Origin of the sequence: Bacillus sp. FSL M7-1345 (genome assembly GCF_038006985.1) — a bacterium.
GTDB lineage: Bacteria > Bacillota > Bacilli > Bacillales > Bacillaceae_G > Bacillus_A > Bacillus_A cereus_U.
In genome coordinates, this window is the sequence record NZ_JBBOWG010000001.1 from 3803027 (window position 1) to 3817493 (window position 14467).

The window sequence follows — 14467 nt, forward strand, 5'->3', positions numbered from 1 at the left end:
CTATACTCGACTTACTATTTCAACAACGCGATAAAAATGCAGCCAATTCCAAGCGCTAGAAAAAAGAGTTTCAAGAAAGAAATCTCACTTGCTACACTCGCTATGCCAATTGTCATTGTTAAAATTAATACGGTCGGTCCAACAAACGCCAACATACCATTTATAAACAATGCTTTCTTCGCATCATTCACGTAAAGCATAAGCAAAGCGGCGAATATTTCCGCGCTACCTGAAAACAACCGAAGTAACCCCATAACAAGCACGGATGTTTCCATTGCCGCTAGCCACTGTTTCATTCTCCCACCTTCTCCCATAACAGTTACTACTTCCTTATTCTGAAAAAAAATATATTTGTACAACCATATGCAGAGGTTGTCTATTTCAGAAGTAAAAACATAATTTTTCTCTATCGATTTTATTAAAATCTGAATATTATCATTAATTTATGGTATATTTAATAGAAAAGGAGCATAGATGATGAAGGAAGTTACTTTATTACCACTCGATTTACGATATGCAAATGTGATTTTTGAGCTATCAAGCAATCCACATATGAAAAATGCATTAGGGATAAAAGTAGATTCAGTGGAAGATACAAAGGCATTCATTCTTTTTGCAATTGGAGAGGAACGAAAAAAACACTCCTTATCAAGAGTGATTGTAAGTGAGGAAAATGAAGTAATTGGCCTCACGACACTTAAACATATTAATTACGAACAAAAGCACTCACATATTGGAAGTTGGCTCGGCTATCAATATTGGGGAAGAGGATATAACGAAGCTGCTAAAAAAGAGATCTTTAAAATCGCTTTTTTAGACTTGCAACTTACATACGTATTTGCCGGTGCTAAAACGACTAACATTCGCTCTTTAAAAGCACAAGAGAAACTACCTTACATTTCATTACATGCGGAAAAACAATTTCCAGACGTACACGCTGCTTTGGAGAAAGAAGTAAAATCACCTTGCGTACTGCATGTTGTATCATGCGAAAAATTTTCAAATTGGTTGGAAGTACAAAATGAGGGGGGGAAAATATGAAGGGATTGAAAATTAGTTTAACAATTGTAATAGAATTAGCTATTATTTATCTTTTTTCAAAAATGGTCGGCTGGTCATTTATGGAGAGCTTTTTCCTTGGCAGTCTAGCAATATTTGCAATTACGTGGTTAATTATTATGAGTACCTTTAGAAATAACAATATGGATCATGCAACGAATAAAACTTTTACCGGTATTGAAACTGGTGAAATACGCCCGTTTCAAATTGTTTTGACTCCATATATTATGGGTACCCTTTCACTCGTCACAGTTAGTTTTGTTATAACCGCAATTTACTATCTTCCCTATTTCCTATAAAGTGAAACTATAATCAGTGGGGGAGTTGTTCATCCCCCACTGATTATTAGCCCGCAAATAACGGGATAAAAAAAAGCACTCGTGATAATCACGAGTGCTTTTCTACTATGCACGAGAAACGTATTTACCTTCACCAGTGTTGATGATAAGCATTTCGCCTTCGTTAATGAAGATTGGTACTTGTACAACAAGACCAGTTTCTAATTTAGCTGGTTTTGTTACGTTAGAAGCTGTGTCACCTTTAATACCAGGCTCTGTTTCTGACACTGTTAATTCAACTGTGTTCGGAAGTTCAACACCAAGTACTTCATCTTGGTATGTCATAATAGATACTCCCATGTTTTCTTTTAAGAATTTTAATTCGCGCTCGATTTGGTTTTCGCCAAGTTCGATTTGCTCATAAGTTTCGTTATCCATAAATACGTGAGACTCACCGCTCGCGTATAAGTATTGCATACGACGGTTTTCGATGTGTGCTTTTTCTACTTTTTCACCTGCACGGAATGTTTTCTCTTGAACAGATCCTGTGCGAAGGTTACGTAGTTTAGAGCGAACGAATGCAGCACCTTTACCTGGCTTTACGTGTTGGAAATCCATTACTTGCCAAAGGGCATTGTCCACTGAAATTGTTAAACCTGTACGAAAATCGTTTACTGAAATCATGTAAAAAAATCCTCCTGTGTATTACAAAATAATAAGTTCTTTTGGTGATTTCGTTATTACTTCATTACCTTCACTTGTTACAATGATATCATCTTCAATACGTACCCCGCCAACACCTGGAATATAAATACCTGGTTCTACTGTTACAGCCATACCTGGTTCAAGTACTGTATCAGAACGGAACGCTAAACCTGGTGCTTCATGGATTTCAAGACCGATTCCATGACCAGTAGAGTGTCCGAAGTATTCACCATATCCTTTTTCCGTTATGTAATCACGCGTTAATGCATCAGCCTCACGACCCGTTAAACCAGCTTTAATACCGTTCACACCACGTAGTTGTGCTTCTAAAACGATATTATAAATTTCTTTTAATTTATCAGATGGTTCACCGACTGCAATCGTACGAGTAATATCAGAGCAATATCCTTTGTAATAAGCGCCGAAGTCTAATGTGACGAAATCTCCTTTTTCTATCACTTTTTCAGATGCCACGCCGTGCGGTAATGCCGAACGAAGACCTGAAGCAACGATAATATCAAACGAAGAAGATGTTGCTCCTTGTTTTCTCATGAAAAATTCAAGTTCATTTGACACTTCAATTTCAGATACTCCCGGGCGAATGAATGATAGAATATGCTCAAAGGCAGCATCTGCAATCTGTGCAGCTTCCTTTAATATCTTAATCTCTGAATCAGTCTTTATCAAGCGTAACTTTTCTACAAGCCCAGAAGTTGGGATGAATTCAGCTTCGATCGCTTCATTATGCGTTACGTAAGAGCTATATGTAAGAGTATCTTGCTCAAAGCCTAGCTTTTGAATTCCAAGTTCTTTAACTTGTTTCGCAACTTCATCAAGAATTAATCCTGCATGCTGCACTATTTCGTATCCAGCCGCTTGCTTACTAGCTTGCTCTACATAACGGAAATCTGTAATAAATAGAGCACGCTCTTTTGAAATTAGTACAACACCAGCTGTTCCTGTGAAATTCGCCATATATCTACGGCTATGTTCATTCGTTAATACGATACCGTCAATACCAGCCTCATCAAACGCACTTCTTAATCTCTCGATCTTTTCCATTACTTTATGCCTCCCTCAATTTCTCCATTAATGCAAATAGCGCTAGCTTATAGCCATAAAAACCAAATCCAACAATTTGTCCCGCACAAACAGCCGCTGTCACAGATTCATGACGAAACGACTCACGCCCGTGAATGTTAGAAATATGTACTTCAATAACTGGAATCGACACGCTTGCGATAGCATCCCGAATCGCGTAGCTATAATGCGTAAATGCACCCGGATTTAGAATGATTCCTTCATATATGTCATCAGCCTCATGAATGATGTCAATAAGAGCACCTTCATGATTCGATTGGAAACATTCTAATTCCACTCCCATTTTTTCTGCTTCTTGTTTCATATCTGCTTCAAGCGTCGCTAACGTTCCTTTTCCGTATACATTTACTTCCCTAACGCCAAGGCGATTTAGGTTCGGACCGTTTACGAGGAGTAACTTTTTCATTTTCTTAAAACCCCTTAATATTAAAGAATGTCTATACGACATTTTAACATAGGAATCACTTATTTGAATAGTTTGTCTTCTCGGCCCCTTCTCCTCTATTCGTATTATTCGATTCGAATGCTACAGAATACGAAATAAAAACACCATATAATATAAAGATACATATTGTCGTTACAATTGTTTCTTTCGGTAAATGGAGTGCACTTTTAATAACAGGTGCCATTAGCCCCATCCCCAAAAATAATAATGCCCACCAAAACAAACCGTATAGTACGCCAGGTAATACTCCTTCAAACTTTTTAAAAAGAGCTTTATAGAGAAATGCCACTAAAATTGAAAGAAGTCCCATACAAACGATACCTAGTACATTTCCCCAAACCCCTTCTTTCCAATCTCCAAATGCAAACGGTAAAAGTAAATAGTTAGGGCCAGCTTCTGTAAATGAGAATATATGAAGGAAATACCATATCCCTCCCCAAAATAAGCCACCAAATAAACCAATTTGTACAAAGTTTCTTATTGTTGATTGTTCTTGATTCACATTGACACCTCCGCTCAATAGTATGCCCGAAACTATTTTGAAGCATGTTTAAATCCTGCAAAATTTGTCTATAAAAAGAATAAGAAATGTCCGACTCTCGTAACATTTTCACTTGTCATCTACCTGTATTTGTCGATAAAATAAAGGAAACTCGGTGATTGTCTTATTTCAAGATGACAGAACCAAGTATGACAATTGCCTCTTTTTCTACATAAGAGAGAAACAAATACAGGTTGGTGTTAACATGGCAGAAGAGTCAAAACAAATATATGGCGGGCAGGCAGTCATAGAAGGAGTTATGTTTGGCGGTAGAGAATATACTGTTACAGCGGTTCGTCGTAAAGATAAATCGATTGAATTTTATCATTTACCACGCGTTCGTAATAAAGCATTGTCTCTACTAAAGAAGATTCCATTTTTACGAGGTATTGCCGCTATTGTGGATGCAAGTGCGAATGGAGCGAAACATTTAAACTTTGCTTCAGAACGATTTGATGTCCACCCCGAAGATGATGAACAATTTGCAAATAAAAAAGAAGAACAATCAAAATTAACGATGGTATTAGGAGTTGCAGCAGTTGGCGTTTTATCGTTCATATTCGGTAAAGTAATTTTCACAGCAGTTCCTGCACTTTTAGCTGAATTAACGAGACCGATTTTCCCATCTCATACAGGGCAAATCATTGTCGAAAGTGTCATTAAGCTCATGCTATTATTGAGCTATATATACTTCATTTCTTTAACCCCACTTATTAAGCGGGTATTTCAGTACCACGGTGCGGAACATAAAGTAATCAATGCTTATGAGAATAATCTTCCACTGACTGTAGAAAATGTTCAAAAGCAAACTCGCCTCCATTATCGCTGTGGCAGTAGCTTTATTATATTTACGGTCATTATTGGAATGTTTGTCTATTTCCTCGTCCCTACAGATCCGCTTTGGGCAAGGGTAGTAAACCGAATTTTATTAATTCCAGTTGTTCTCGGTATTTCTTTTGAAGTATTACAATTTACCAATCGATTACGAGATGTCCCTGTTTTGCGAGTACTTGGATATCCAGGATTATGGCTGCAACTATTAACAACAAAAGAACCAACAGATGATCAAGCGGAAGTTGCAATCGCATCGTTTGAAGAATTATTACGTTTAGAAAACAAACAATAATTATTTAAAAATGGTGTTCAACTCCTTTCCTCATCGTTAATATACTAATTTTAATATATGTTTTTAGGAGGTGTCCCTTATGAACGGTCGTTCGTTTACATTCGCTATATTTGTGCTTATTATCGGATTAGCAATATTCGGCCTTGTTTCATCTGTTATTACAAATCCAATGCTAGTATTGAAAAACATTGGTATCATGTTGGCTGTCGTCGGTATCTTTTACTTACTCTACAAAATGTTTACAAACTCTAGTGGTTCTGCAAATTCGCAAAGCTCATATAAGCGTGCAGCGAAACAATCGAACCGCAAACACGGGAAACAAAATGTAGCACCCCTAAGCAATTCTTTCTTGAAACGAAATGCTTCTGATGACAAGGGGAAAAAGGGTAATTCTCCATCGTTGAAAAGAAAAAGAAAACAATCTCATTTAACTGTCATTGAAGGTAAAAAAAACAAAAAGAAAGACCGTGCTTCCTTTTAGGAAATACGGTCTTTTTTTACCCCGGTTGGCGCGGAGCTAATAATCAGTGGAAGATGCGAAAAACCCTACTGATTAAAGTTTCACTTTATATGTTGAAGCACTTCTTTCAAACTTTTCTCTTTCATACTTTCGATACGAAGGTGATGGTTTTCAAATTGCAAATTTCTTGTCACATCATTAGGCACGACGACACACTTTAATCCTGCTGCCACCGCTGCTTTCAATCCATTTAATGAATCTTCAAATACAACAGCTTCTGATGGTTCAATTCCTAATTCTTCTATCGTAACTTTATAAAGAGCTGGATCTGGTTTTACCTTCTCTACATCTTCTCTCGTTTTAATCACTTCAAAATAATCTCTAATTTGTAGCTCTTCTAAAAAACGAACGACCCACTCCCTAGATGAACTAGAGGCTAATGCGATTTTCAATCCAAGTTCTTTCGCTTCTTCTAAATATTCTTTTACCCCGTCACGCGCTTTTGGTATTTTCATTTTCTCTTTATGTAAAGTTGTTACTTTTCCCTTTAATGCATGCTCGTTAAATTTTTCTTTTAATTGCTCTTTTAAATATGCATAAAGCACTTCATCTGTCGTTCCAATACATTTTGCAAATTCCTCTAAAGGTAACTCGCCGCCGTATTCACGAACAGCATCTCTGAAAGAGTGAAACCATATTGTTTCTGTGTCCACAATTAATCCATCAAAATCAAAAATAATTGCTTTCATTATTCTCCCGTCCTTTTCGATTGAAATAAAAAAGGAAACGCCACACGTTCCCCTTAATTACTTTTCTCTTCATTTGCTTTTTGAACACCACGAAGTGTTTCTACTCGAACTTCATCTTGTTCAAAGTATTGTACTAAATCACCGATACGGTCAATTGATTCCCAACTTAAATGATGTTCAATTCCTTCTACATCATTATAAATTTTGCTTTCATCCACACCGATAATGCGCATAAACTGTTCTAACAATTCATGACGATATACGAGACGTTCTCCGATTTTTTTACCTTTTGATGTTAATACAAGCCCTCTATATTTTTCATAAATTAGATATTCGTCTTTGTCTAATTTTTGCACCATTTTTGTTACAGAGGATGGATGTACACTAAGCGCTTCAGCAATATCAGATACACGGGCATAACCCTTTTCATCAATCAACAAATAAATTTGTTCAATATAATCTTCCATACTAGGGGTAGGCATCGGTTTCCTCCATCCAATTTCATTTTGCTTATTCCGTACGAAGCAATCAATAAAATGATACACCAGAAAGAATAACGTGACAAGGTGGAAACGAGCCTAAATATATAAAACAAAAAAAGAATACAGGTTCCCCTTATGTAAAATATTGAATTTCTGCATCAGGAAAATACTCATATATATAACCTCTTATTGTTTCTTCCAATACTTCTGCATCATCCTTTTGATATACATATTTCCCAATCCCGTATCGTCCCCATTTATATTTACGCTTCTCTTCATCCATTTCAAGCTTTGTATTTGGATAACGCTCTTGAATGACCTTTTTTGCCGGTTTCGTAAAGCGATGTTGAATTAATTCGAACGTTAAATTTGGTATCGTCATGTCTTTTAACGCATTGTACAAGCGCTCAAATAATTCGCGGTATCCCTCTTCCCATCCCTCATGCATATAAATTGGTGCAACAATAAAACCAAGTGGATAATTAGCTCCTGCTACTTTACGTGCCGCCTCAATTCGCTTTTCAAACGGTGATGTCCCCGGCTCAAAATTTTTAATCACATAACGTGAATTAATACTAAATCGAAAACGTGTTTTCCCATTATGCTTTGCATCTAATAAATGATCGACGTGTGAATATTTCGTAACGAAACGTAAACGTCCATATTCACTTTCTCCGATGAACTCTATCGCCCGCTTTAATGCATGCGTTAAATGATCAATTCCAACGATGTCTGATGTACACGCCGCTTCAAATCTTGTTATTTCAGGGGCCCTTTCATCCATATATTGCTTTGCCTTCTCAAATATTTCATCTAGATTCACATACACGCGAACGTAAGGTTTATTCCCAAGCGTCGTTTGCAAATAACAATAATGACAATGTCCCATACACCCTGTTGCAAGCGGAATTGCATATTCAGCTGACGGTTTTGATGTATCGAACTTTAACGTCTTCCTCACCCCAACGACAAGTGTTGCTTTTGCATTACGATACTTTTGCAATTCATTTTCGCCTGGCAAATTTCTAATTTGATTGTGTGATGTCGTTTCACGAATTTCTAATCCCATCTTCGTAAACTTCTCATAAAGCTCTTTTCCAAGCGGATATTCGAGTGCCCTCGGTTCAAAGTAAACGAGTTTTGGCATAAATGGTTTCATATGCTTCCCTCCTCTCGTTAGTATGGGAAGCAAAGAAAAATTAACACAGATTAAAGTTTTCCACGTTTTAACAGCCCTTCAAACGGCTGTTTTTCTTCTGTATAATTTTACAAATCGAAAAATTTCATAAAGAAAATAAGAAAAATGCAAAATAATTAAAGTTAATTGTTGACGTGATGCTTTTATTATCGGTATCATAAATCTTCGTGAGCAATTATTTTTCGTTATACGATTTTTTTATTATTACTGAGTTTTTGAGAGGAGAAATTTGATGTCAGTTAAGAAGAAAACGCAAGTACGCACCGGCAAAATGGTACGTGAACTAATGTTAGCAGACGAAGATGTAAATGCTTCGCTAATTATGGTATATAGTGAAAACGGTGTAAACGCAGAAATTAAAATCGAGGGCTTAACGCCGAAATGTAACGAAGAATTATTTTTGAGCGGAAACGTGGATTGGAACAAGAGTGTTATTTATAAAATTGTTGATTTCACTGGGAACGCGGAAGTTGGTAAAGTTACATTAACAGCGATGAATAAGAACAATGTTTCTCTAGAAATTGAACGCGTTATGTGGAGCAAAGAAAATAAAGAAGCTGCTGAGCAAGAAGAAACAGTTGTAGAAGCTACTCCGAACAAAGAAGTAGTTGTAGAGGCTCCTAAAGCAGTTACACCCGCTCCTAAACCTGTTATGCGTGTAGAAACACCCGCTATAACACCTAAGCCTACTCCGGTACCAACGCCGAAGTCAGTAAGTGTTGAAGCAGCTGTAGAACTATCTACTCCAGCACCTGTGAAAAAAGCAGTACCTACTCCAGTTACAAAGCAAGAGACAGCACCGGTTACTCCTGCAAAACCGAAGCAACCTGCTTTGACTGAAACAAATACAAAACTACAAGAAAATTATGTTAAACTTGTGAAAAAGACAATTGAAGTTTGTCAAGATTACGAGCTTGGCATCGACATAGATGATTCTATTGAAGGATTAAAAAAAGAGCTACAAAGCCAAGGTATTAGCGTTACATTCGACAAAGAAATTATGGACGTTGTAAATCGCCTTCGTTCTTTACAAGATAAAGGAATCAAAGTAGAAAAAGTACTTAATTTACTATAAAAATAAGGAGATGGCGGTCGCCATCTCCTTATTTTTTATAATTCCATTCATTACTTTCATACTTCTCTTTTGCTAATGTTTGAACTTCATGAAGCTGTTCTTCTGTTAGTTCATACGGCACAAGCTCTATATCTAAACCTTTTTCAAATCCAGTTTCAAACGCTTGAATTAACTGTTCAATCGTAAATGTACGGTCTGTTAATTCATTAATCGCTACCGCTTTAGAAGAAAACATGTTTTTCATACGCTCTTTTACACGTTCATTCGGGAATAAAAATAGATCGTATAACTCATCTAAATCTATTTCTAACGGAATAGAACCGTGCTGTAAGATAACACCTTTTTGACGTGTTTGAGCACTACCTGCGATTTTTCTTCCTTCAACTACAATTTCATACCAAGATGGTGCATCAAAACATACTCCTGAACGCGGATTTTTTAAATTCTCACGATCCGCTTCTGTTTTCGGAACCGCATAATACGCTTCTAATCCTAATGCCTTAAAACCGTCTAATAAGCCTTGCGAAATAACGCGGTATGCTTCTGTAACTGTTTTTGGCATATCCGGATGATCTTCAGACACAATAACACTGTACGTTAATTCTTTGTCATGTAGTACACCCCTGCCGCCTGTTTGACGACGAACGAATCCATATTTCTTTTCGTTAACTACATCCATATTTATATCTTTTTCAACACGCTGAAAATACCCGACTGTTAATGTTGGTACTTCCCATTCGTAAAAACGAATTGTTGGTGGCATTTTCTTTTCACTTTGCCAATTTAATAAACATTCATCTAACGCCATATTAAATGCTGGTGAACATTGACCAGAGTTAATATAACACCATTTTTCTTTTCCCATCCTGCACCTCATATAACCAATTATTTTTCACATTCTCTAGTCTACCAAATTCGACAAAATTTGTGAAAGAATACGAAATTTCTTCTTATATACAAATGAATCTGTTGCATAAATACATATGGGCATTATAATATTGAAAGTAGGATAAGAAAAAAGGGAGCGATAGAATCGTGTCAACAAACTTGATTATTATACTAGCCGCAATTGCAGCATTCATCGGCTACACTGTATGGATGTATTTCTATCAGAAAAAATTAATTAAAACACTTTCAGAAGAAGAATTTCGCGCTGGCTACCGTAAAGCACAGCTTATCGATATTCGCGAAGCAGATGAATTTAACGCGGGACATATTTTAGGTGCGCGTAACATTCCATTATCACAAATTCGCCTTCGCCACAAAGAACTTCGCCAAGATCAACCGGTTTATTTATATTGCCAAAGTGGATTCCGTACAGGTCGTGCAGCTCAATACTTAAAAAAACAAGGCTACACAGATTTCTACCAATTAAAAGGTGGATTTAAATCTTGGTCAGGCAAAATTAAAAAGAAATAACATACAAAAAACTAGCTGCACGATACAGCTAGTTTTTTTATTCCATATTGTTCGCAATGTACAGTAGATTTTGTTTAATCACATCTTCATCTTTCTCATCTACATTACGATATAATAGCTGGTATTCAATCCCCTTCTCTTTCCATATAAGCGTAGCAAATTCGTCCCCTCGCTCGTAATCATCCTTATTTTTAAAATAAGCAGGTGCTCCATTATTCAATTTCATTTGTTCTTGAAATCGATTCTCTTCTACGAGGTATGGAAAACTGTAAGAAAAGTTGGCCACTGTTAATTCTATATAATCGTGCCTTCCTTTCTCTTGTTGCTTATATTTAATCGTTAAGACAGCATTCTTCTTTCCCATCGTTCTTACCTCTCCCTTCACATCACTCGTAATGTCATAAGGTAAAAACGTTGGAACTTTAAACTTCGCCGGAAAATATTTTGGAATTTCCTTTAGCGGAATCGGATCAGTAACACGGTCCTTAGCCCCTCCTGTTGTTCCTACAAATGTTTTTTCTTCTTGTATCGTTTGTTGAAATGAACATGAGCTAAGTATTACACTAGAAAACACGAAACAAATGATTCCTTTTTTCAATTTGTTTCCGCCCTTTCATACCTCCCTCTTAACGAGCGAAGCGTTTATACTCTCTTCTATTCGCTTCGTTATCAAACGCTTCCTCCGAAAACTTCCCACGTTATTCTCACACATTTTGACAAAAATTCTTTGCAGACATAAAAAAGACCCCGCTACTCTTACGCCCAAATAAAAAGGTTACGCGAGCAACAGAAGTCATGCTTATAACATAGATTGTGAAAAGCTTTTCAGGTCAAGATTTTTTCATTCTTATTATTTTCCCCTTATAATTGAGTAAAGAGGTGATACATATGGCCAATATAAAACAAATTGCAAAAACTGCTGGTGTATCCATATCAACGGTTTCCCGTGTCCTTAATAATCATCCTTACGTAAAAGAAGAAAAACGTAAGCGTGTTCTAGATGCAGTTGAAGAATTGAACTATGCAAAAAATATAAATGCTATCCATTTAATAAAAGGTAAAACATATACAATTGGCGTTATGCTACCTTTTATTAATGTTCCGTACTTCAGTACCATTATTGAAGGAATCGGAAACGAAGCGTTAGCAGCTGGATATCATATTAATTTATGCCAAACGAATTACGATAGTATTGCAGAAATTCGCGTTCTTGAAATGATGAAAATGAAGCAATTTGATGGGATGATTATTTGCTCTCGCACGAGTTCATGGGAACAAATTGAACCGTTTGCAAAATTTGCCCCTATTATTTCATGTGAAAAAATGAACCATCCTCTCATTTCATCTGTCTATGTAGATCATTATGAGGGCTTCCGTCTCGGTACTTCCTATTTACTCAGTAAAGGTCATGAAAAAATCGGCATTTGTTTAGCAAGAAAAACAAGTGTTAATTCAATCGAGCGTGAAAAAGCTTTCGCCGATACCCTTCGTCACGAAGGAAAAACAGTGCACCCTGATTGGGTTTTTCATCAATGTTATACGATGCAGGACGGGGCAAAAATACTTCACCGTATTTTAAACATGAAAAATCGCCCAACCGCTATTTTCACAGCGAACGATCAAGTTGCTGCTGGTTTATTAACAGAGGCAAAAAAACATGGCATTCGCATACCTGAAGACCTCGCTATCCTGGGATTTGATAACCATGAAATTTCAAAAGCATTAGAAATTACAACTATTGAACACCCCGGTCTCACGATGGGATCACGTGCTTTTTCTTTATTTCATAAACAGATGCAAAACGAACAAATTATTGGGAACTCAGAAGAACTTTCATTCCATTTAATTGAGCGAAAAACAGTCTGAAAAAGGAGCGTTAATTATAGCGCTCTTTTTTCAGCTCCACCTATTGACTTTATATTTTTCATCTCATATAATTAATCTAACGAACGGTAGGTAGGGGATGAAAATGACAGCAAACCGCATTAAAGCTGTAGCACTTTCTCATTTCGCGCGCTACGGCTACGAAGGAACTTCATTAGCAAATATTGCTCAAGAAGTTGGGATTAAAAAACCATCGATTTACGCACACTTTAAAGGAAAAGAAGAGCTATATTTTACATGCTTGGAATCCGCTCTTCAAAAAGATTTGCAAAGCTTCACAGACGATATCGAAAATTTTTCAAAATCGTCTACTGAAGAATTGCTCTTAAATTTGTTAAAAGGCTATGCAAAACGATTTGGTGAAAGTGAAGAATCAATGTTTTGGTTACGAACTTCTTATTTTCCGCCGGATGCATTTCGCGAACAAATTATTGATAAAGCGAATGTACACATTGAAAATGTCGGAAAACTTTTATTCCCTGTGTTTAAAAGAGCAAGCGAACAAGATGAACTGCATAACATTGAAGTAAAAGACGCTTTGGAGGCTTTTTTATGCTTACTTGACGGCCTTATGGTTGAACTACTATACGCAGGTTTAAATCGTTTTGAGACACGTTTAGAAGCTTCTTGGAAAGTATTTTGGCGCGGACTTTCAAACTGACGGATTGCTCCTTTGCAATGCGTCGTTTTTAAGCCCTTCACCTAACGACTGGTAGGAAGGAGAAATGACATATGGCATGGATTTATGTAATCATAGCTGGTATTATTGAAATCTTTTGGGTTATTGGACTTAAAAAAGCGGAGGCACCACTTGAGTGGGCTGGTGTTGCTCTATTAATTACAATTAGTTTCATCTTATTATTTAGAGCTTATAAAGATTTACCTGTCGGCACTGTATACGCAGTCTTTACAGGAATTGGAGCTGGTGGAATCGTTCTGACAGAGATTTTCATCTTCGGAGAACCTTTCTCTATCGTAAAAGTTTTATTAATCGGTTTAATCTTCTTCGGAGTAATTGGTTTAAAACGAGTAACAGAAGAAAAAGAAGCGAAGGAGGCCGCATAAAATGGCTTGGGTATTTTTAATTCTAGCTGGTATTTGTGAAATTGTTGGTGTACTCTTTATGAAAGTAGCCACCGAAAAGAAAGGCTGGGCACCAAAAATTATTTTAATCGCAAACTTCGGCGTAAGCTTCTTCTTCTTATCCCTTGCGATGAACACATTACCGATGGGAACTGCTTACGCGATTTGGACTGGAATCGGAACTGCCGGAAGTGCACTTCTAGGTATTCTTATTTTCCGCGAATCAGCGGATTGGCGCCGACTTGCCTTCTTAAGCTGCATTTTATGCGGCGCTGTTGGCTTAAAATTATTAGGCTAACGTGAGGTGAATGTCATGTGGAAAGAAAAAGGAAAACAAATTTTAGCATGGATTACACTCGGAATCATTATTCTATTGCAAATCAGTTTTCATATAATAGAATGGTTGTTTCATAGAGTATTATCCATTCTTACATTCCTTCCTAACATGGCACTTGAAATTGTATCTATCACTTGGTCAATTATTGCCTCCATTGCAATCATCATTATATGGAGTATTGCCAAACTATGGAATAAGTTATTTAAAAAGGACAGTTCTTCTGAAAAAGAGTAACTGTCCTTTTTTCTGTCTATTTAGATTTTCTATAGAAATTTGATACGATAAGACAAAGCAGACCAACTATGACAACACTCATACCAATCCCTTTATGCAAACTAGGAAATAGCGGTGGTATATCCGAATAAAAATTTGCTAATATGAGACCAATTGAGCATAAAAGTACCCCTATTCTATACAACCATTTTCTTTTTTTCATCATTCTCCCTCCTAAAATTTTCATACCCTCCTTTCTTTTGGACATACTACCTAAAAAAGGAGTGGATCATATGCAAAATTCTATACATA

General features: G+C 36.6%; 21 protein-coding genes and 1 pseudogene. 11 read left to right on the forward strand and 11 right to left on the reverse strand.

The window, feature by feature from the left end:
• Positions 1-14 precede the first annotated feature (14 nt).
• A complete protein-coding gene (locus tag MHB76_RS19810) occupies positions 15-296 on the reverse strand; it encodes a YqhV family protein (RefSeq protein ID WP_000816054.1) in 282 nt (93 codons plus the stop codon).
• Between the two features lie 178 nt (positions 297-474).
• Here MHB76_RS19810 and MHB76_RS19815 point away from each other — a divergent pair.
• Together MHB76_RS19815 and MHB76_RS19820 are read left to right on the forward strand one after the other, a co-directional pair.
• Positions 475-1057 (forward strand): annotated as a pseudogene (locus MHB76_RS19815) (GNAT family N-acetyltransferase).
• Complete coding sequence (locus MHB76_RS19820; RefSeq protein ID WP_078172831.1) at positions 1038-1358, forward strand: hypothetical protein; 321 nt, start codon at positions 1038-1040, stop codon at positions 1356-1358. Before MHB76_RS19815 ends, MHB76_RS19820 begins: the two are co-directional and overlap by 20 nt.
• Before the next feature lie 105 nt (positions 1359-1463).
• Here the strand turns inward: MHB76_RS19820 and efp are convergent, their stop codons facing one another.
• The 4 genes from efp to MHB76_RS19840 are packed head-to-tail and all read right to left on the reverse strand — an operon-like array spanning position 1464 to position 4090.
• On the reverse strand, positions 1464-2021 hold the full coding sequence (efp, locus tag MHB76_RS19825) for an elongation factor P (protein WP_002033989.1): 558 nt from the start codon (positions 2019-2021) through the stop codon (positions 1464-1466).
• A 21-nt stretch (positions 2022-2042) separates the two neighbouring features.
• Entirely contained in the window at positions 2043-3104 is a 1062-nt protein-coding gene (pepQ, locus tag MHB76_RS19830; RefSeq protein ID WP_002160522.1) for a Xaa-Pro dipeptidase, read from the reverse strand.
• Between the two features lie 4 nt (positions 3105-3108).
• Positions 3109-3549 carry a type II 3-dehydroquinate dehydratase gene (gene aroQ / locus MHB76_RS19835; protein WP_078172830.1) on the reverse strand — a complete coding sequence of 147 codons (441 nt, stop codon included), beginning with the start codon at positions 3547-3549 and terminating at the stop codon, positions 3109-3111.
• Between the two features lie 55 nt (positions 3550-3604).
• Entirely contained in the window at positions 3605-4090 is a 486-nt protein-coding gene (locus MHB76_RS19840; protein ID WP_016106130.1) for a YqhR family membrane protein, read from the reverse strand.
• Positions 4091-4334: 244 nt separating this feature from the next.
• Between MHB76_RS19840 and MHB76_RS19845 the strand changes: the two genes are divergently transcribed.
• Together MHB76_RS19845 and MHB76_RS19850 are read left to right on the forward strand one after the other, a co-directional pair.
• Positions 4335-5255 carry a DUF1385 domain-containing protein gene (locus MHB76_RS19845; RefSeq protein ID WP_078172829.1) on the forward strand — a complete coding sequence of 307 codons (921 nt, stop codon included), beginning with the start codon at positions 4335-4337 and terminating at the stop codon, positions 5253-5255.
• A 79-nt stretch (positions 5256-5334) separates the two neighbouring features.
• Entirely contained in the window at positions 5335-5736 is a 402-nt protein-coding gene (locus MHB76_RS19850) for an SA1362 family protein (RefSeq protein ID WP_016106131.1), read from the forward strand.
• Between the two features lie 80 nt (positions 5737-5816).
• On the opposite strand, the gene MHB76_RS19855 is transcribed toward MHB76_RS19850, so the two are convergent.
• The 3 genes from MHB76_RS19855 to splB all read right to left on the reverse strand — a co-directional run bounded on the left by MHB76_RS19855 (position 5817) and on the right by splB (position 8105).
• Positions 5817-6464, reverse strand: coding sequence for an HAD family hydrolase (locus tag MHB76_RS19855; RefSeq protein ID WP_002111771.1), 648 nt, complete (start codon positions 6462-6464; stop codon positions 5817-5819).
• A gap of 53 nt (positions 6465-6517) precedes the next feature.
• The gene (gene mntR / locus MHB76_RS19860; RefSeq protein ID WP_001143080.1) at positions 6518-6946 is read right to left on the reverse strand and encodes a transcriptional regulator MntR; all 429 of its coding nucleotides are present in this window, start codon (positions 6944-6946) and stop codon (positions 6518-6520) included.
• Between the two features lie 133 nt (positions 6947-7079).
• A complete protein-coding gene (splB, locus tag MHB76_RS19865) occupies positions 7080-8105 on the reverse strand; it encodes a spore photoproduct lyase (protein ID WP_078172828.1) in 1026 nt (341 codons plus the stop codon).
• A 271-nt stretch (positions 8106-8376) separates the two neighbouring features.
• Between splB and MHB76_RS19870 the strand changes: the two genes are divergently transcribed.
• Positions 8377-9219 (forward strand): hypothetical protein, encoded by an 843-nt coding sequence (locus MHB76_RS19870; RefSeq protein ID WP_002111777.1) that lies wholly within the window; start codon positions 8377-8379, stop codon positions 9217-9219.
• 28 nt (positions 9220-9247) lie between these two features.
• Here the strand turns inward: MHB76_RS19870 and MHB76_RS19875 are convergent, their stop codons facing one another.
• On the reverse strand, positions 9248-10084 hold the full coding sequence (locus MHB76_RS19875) for a lipoate--protein ligase family protein (RefSeq protein ID WP_002145776.1): 837 nt from the start codon (positions 10082-10084) through the stop codon (positions 9248-9250).
• Between the two features lie 170 nt (positions 10085-10254).
• On the opposite strand from MHB76_RS19875, the gene MHB76_RS19880 reads away from it, so the two are divergent.
• On the forward strand, positions 10255-10638 hold the full coding sequence (locus tag MHB76_RS19880; RefSeq protein WP_002034000.1) for a rhodanese-like domain-containing protein: 384 nt from the start codon (positions 10255-10257) through the stop codon (positions 10636-10638).
• Positions 10639-10675: 37 nt separating this feature from the next.
• Here MHB76_RS19880 and MHB76_RS19885 read toward each other — a convergent pair whose 3' ends face one another.
• Positions 10676-11212, reverse strand: coding sequence for a hypothetical protein (locus MHB76_RS19885; protein WP_002160511.1), 537 nt, complete (start codon positions 11210-11212; stop codon positions 10676-10678).
• A 314-nt stretch (positions 11213-11526) separates the two neighbouring features.
• Between MHB76_RS19885 and MHB76_RS19890 the strand changes: the two genes are divergently transcribed.
• From MHB76_RS19890 to MHB76_RS19910, 5 genes are all read left to right on the forward strand, one after another.
• Positions 11527-12504 carry a LacI family DNA-binding transcriptional regulator gene (locus MHB76_RS19890; protein ID WP_078172827.1) on the forward strand — a complete coding sequence of 326 codons (978 nt, stop codon included), beginning with the start codon at positions 11527-11529 and terminating at the stop codon, positions 12502-12504.
• Between the two features lie 97 nt (positions 12505-12601).
• Positions 12602-13183, forward strand: a complete 582-nt coding sequence (locus tag MHB76_RS19895; protein ID WP_070144833.1) for a TetR/AcrR family transcriptional regulator — start codon at positions 12602-12604, stop codon at positions 13181-13183.
• 71 nt (positions 13184-13254) lie between these two features.
• Positions 13255-13587: a DMT family transporter gene (locus MHB76_RS19900; protein ID WP_002160508.1), complete on the forward strand. Its 333-nt coding sequence runs from the start codon at positions 13255-13257 to the stop codon at positions 13585-13587.
• 1 nt (position 13588) lies between these two features.
• On the forward strand, positions 13589-13903 hold the full coding sequence (locus tag MHB76_RS19905; RefSeq protein ID WP_078172826.1) for a DMT family transporter: 315 nt from the start codon (positions 13589-13591) through the stop codon (positions 13901-13903).
• A gap of 15 nt (positions 13904-13918) precedes the next feature.
• Positions 13919-14176: a DUF3975 family protein gene (locus MHB76_RS19910; RefSeq protein ID WP_078172825.1), complete on the forward strand. Its 258-nt coding sequence runs from the start codon at positions 13919-13921 to the stop codon at positions 14174-14176.
• Positions 14177-14192: 16 nt separating this feature from the next.
• Here the strand turns inward: MHB76_RS19910 and MHB76_RS19915 are convergent, their stop codons facing one another.
• Entirely contained in the window at positions 14193-14378 is a 186-nt protein-coding gene (locus MHB76_RS19915) for a hypothetical protein (RefSeq protein WP_002160506.1), read from the reverse strand.
• Positions 14379-14467 lie beyond the last annotated feature (89 nt).

Coding starts and splice junctions, on each gene's coding strand:
- MHB76_RS19875 (WP_002145776.1), bottom strand. CDS start 10,084: ATGGGAAAAGAAAAATGGTGTTATATTAACTCTGGTCAATGTTCACCA.
- MHB76_RS19910 (WP_078172825.1), top strand. CDS start 13,919: ATGTGGAAAGAAAAAGGAAAACAAATTTTAGCATGGATTACACTCGGA.
- MHB76_RS19855 (WP_002111771.1), bottom strand. CDS start 6,464: ATGAAAGCAATTATTTTTGATTTTGATGGATTAATTGTGGACACAGAA.
- MHB76_RS19820 (WP_078172831.1), top strand. CDS start 1,038: ATGAAGGGATTGAAAATTAGTTTAACAATTGTAATAGAATTAGCTATT.
- mntR (WP_001143080.1), bottom strand. CDS start 6,946: ATGCCTACCCCTAGTATGGAAGATTATATTGAACAAATTTATTTGTTG.
- MHB76_RS19905 (WP_078172826.1), top strand. CDS start 13,589: ATGGCTTGGGTATTTTTAATTCTAGCTGGTATTTGTGAAATTGTTGGT.
- aroQ (WP_078172830.1), bottom strand. CDS start 3,549: ATGAAAAAGTTACTCCTCGTAAACGGTCCGAACCTAAATCGCCTTGGC.
- MHB76_RS19890 (WP_078172827.1), top strand. CDS start 11,527: ATGGCCAATATAAAACAAATTGCAAAAACTGCTGGTGTATCCATATCA.
- MHB76_RS19850 (WP_016106131.1), top strand. CDS start 5,335: ATGAACGGTCGTTCGTTTACATTCGCTATATTTGTGCTTATTATCGGA.
- MHB76_RS19810 (WP_000816054.1), bottom strand. CDS start 296: ATGAAACAGTGGCTAGCGGCAATGGAAACATCCGTGCTTGTTATGGGG.
- MHB76_RS19870 (WP_002111777.1), top strand. CDS start 8,377: ATGTCAGTTAAGAAGAAAACGCAAGTACGCACCGGCAAAATGGTACGT.
- splB (WP_078172828.1), bottom strand. CDS start 8,105: ATGAAACCATTTATGCCAAAACTCGTTTACTTTGAACCGAGGGCACTC.
- MHB76_RS19900 (WP_002160508.1), top strand. CDS start 13,255: ATGGCATGGATTTATGTAATCATAGCTGGTATTATTGAAATCTTTTGG.
- pepQ (WP_002160522.1), bottom strand. CDS start 3,104: ATGGAAAAGATCGAGAGATTAAGAAGTGCGTTTGATGAGGCTGGTATT.
- MHB76_RS19895 (WP_070144833.1), top strand. CDS start 12,602: ATGAAAATGACAGCAAACCGCATTAAAGCTGTAGCACTTTCTCATTTC.
- efp (WP_002033989.1), bottom strand. CDS start 2,021: ATGATTTCAGTAAACGATTTTCGTACAGGTTTAACAATTTCAGTGGAC.
- MHB76_RS19915 (WP_002160506.1), bottom strand. CDS start 14,378: ATGAAAAAAAGAAAATGGTTGTATAGAATAGGGGTACTTTTATGCTCA.
- MHB76_RS19845 (WP_078172829.1), top strand. CDS start 4,335: ATGGCAGAAGAGTCAAAACAAATATATGGCGGGCAGGCAGTCATAGAA.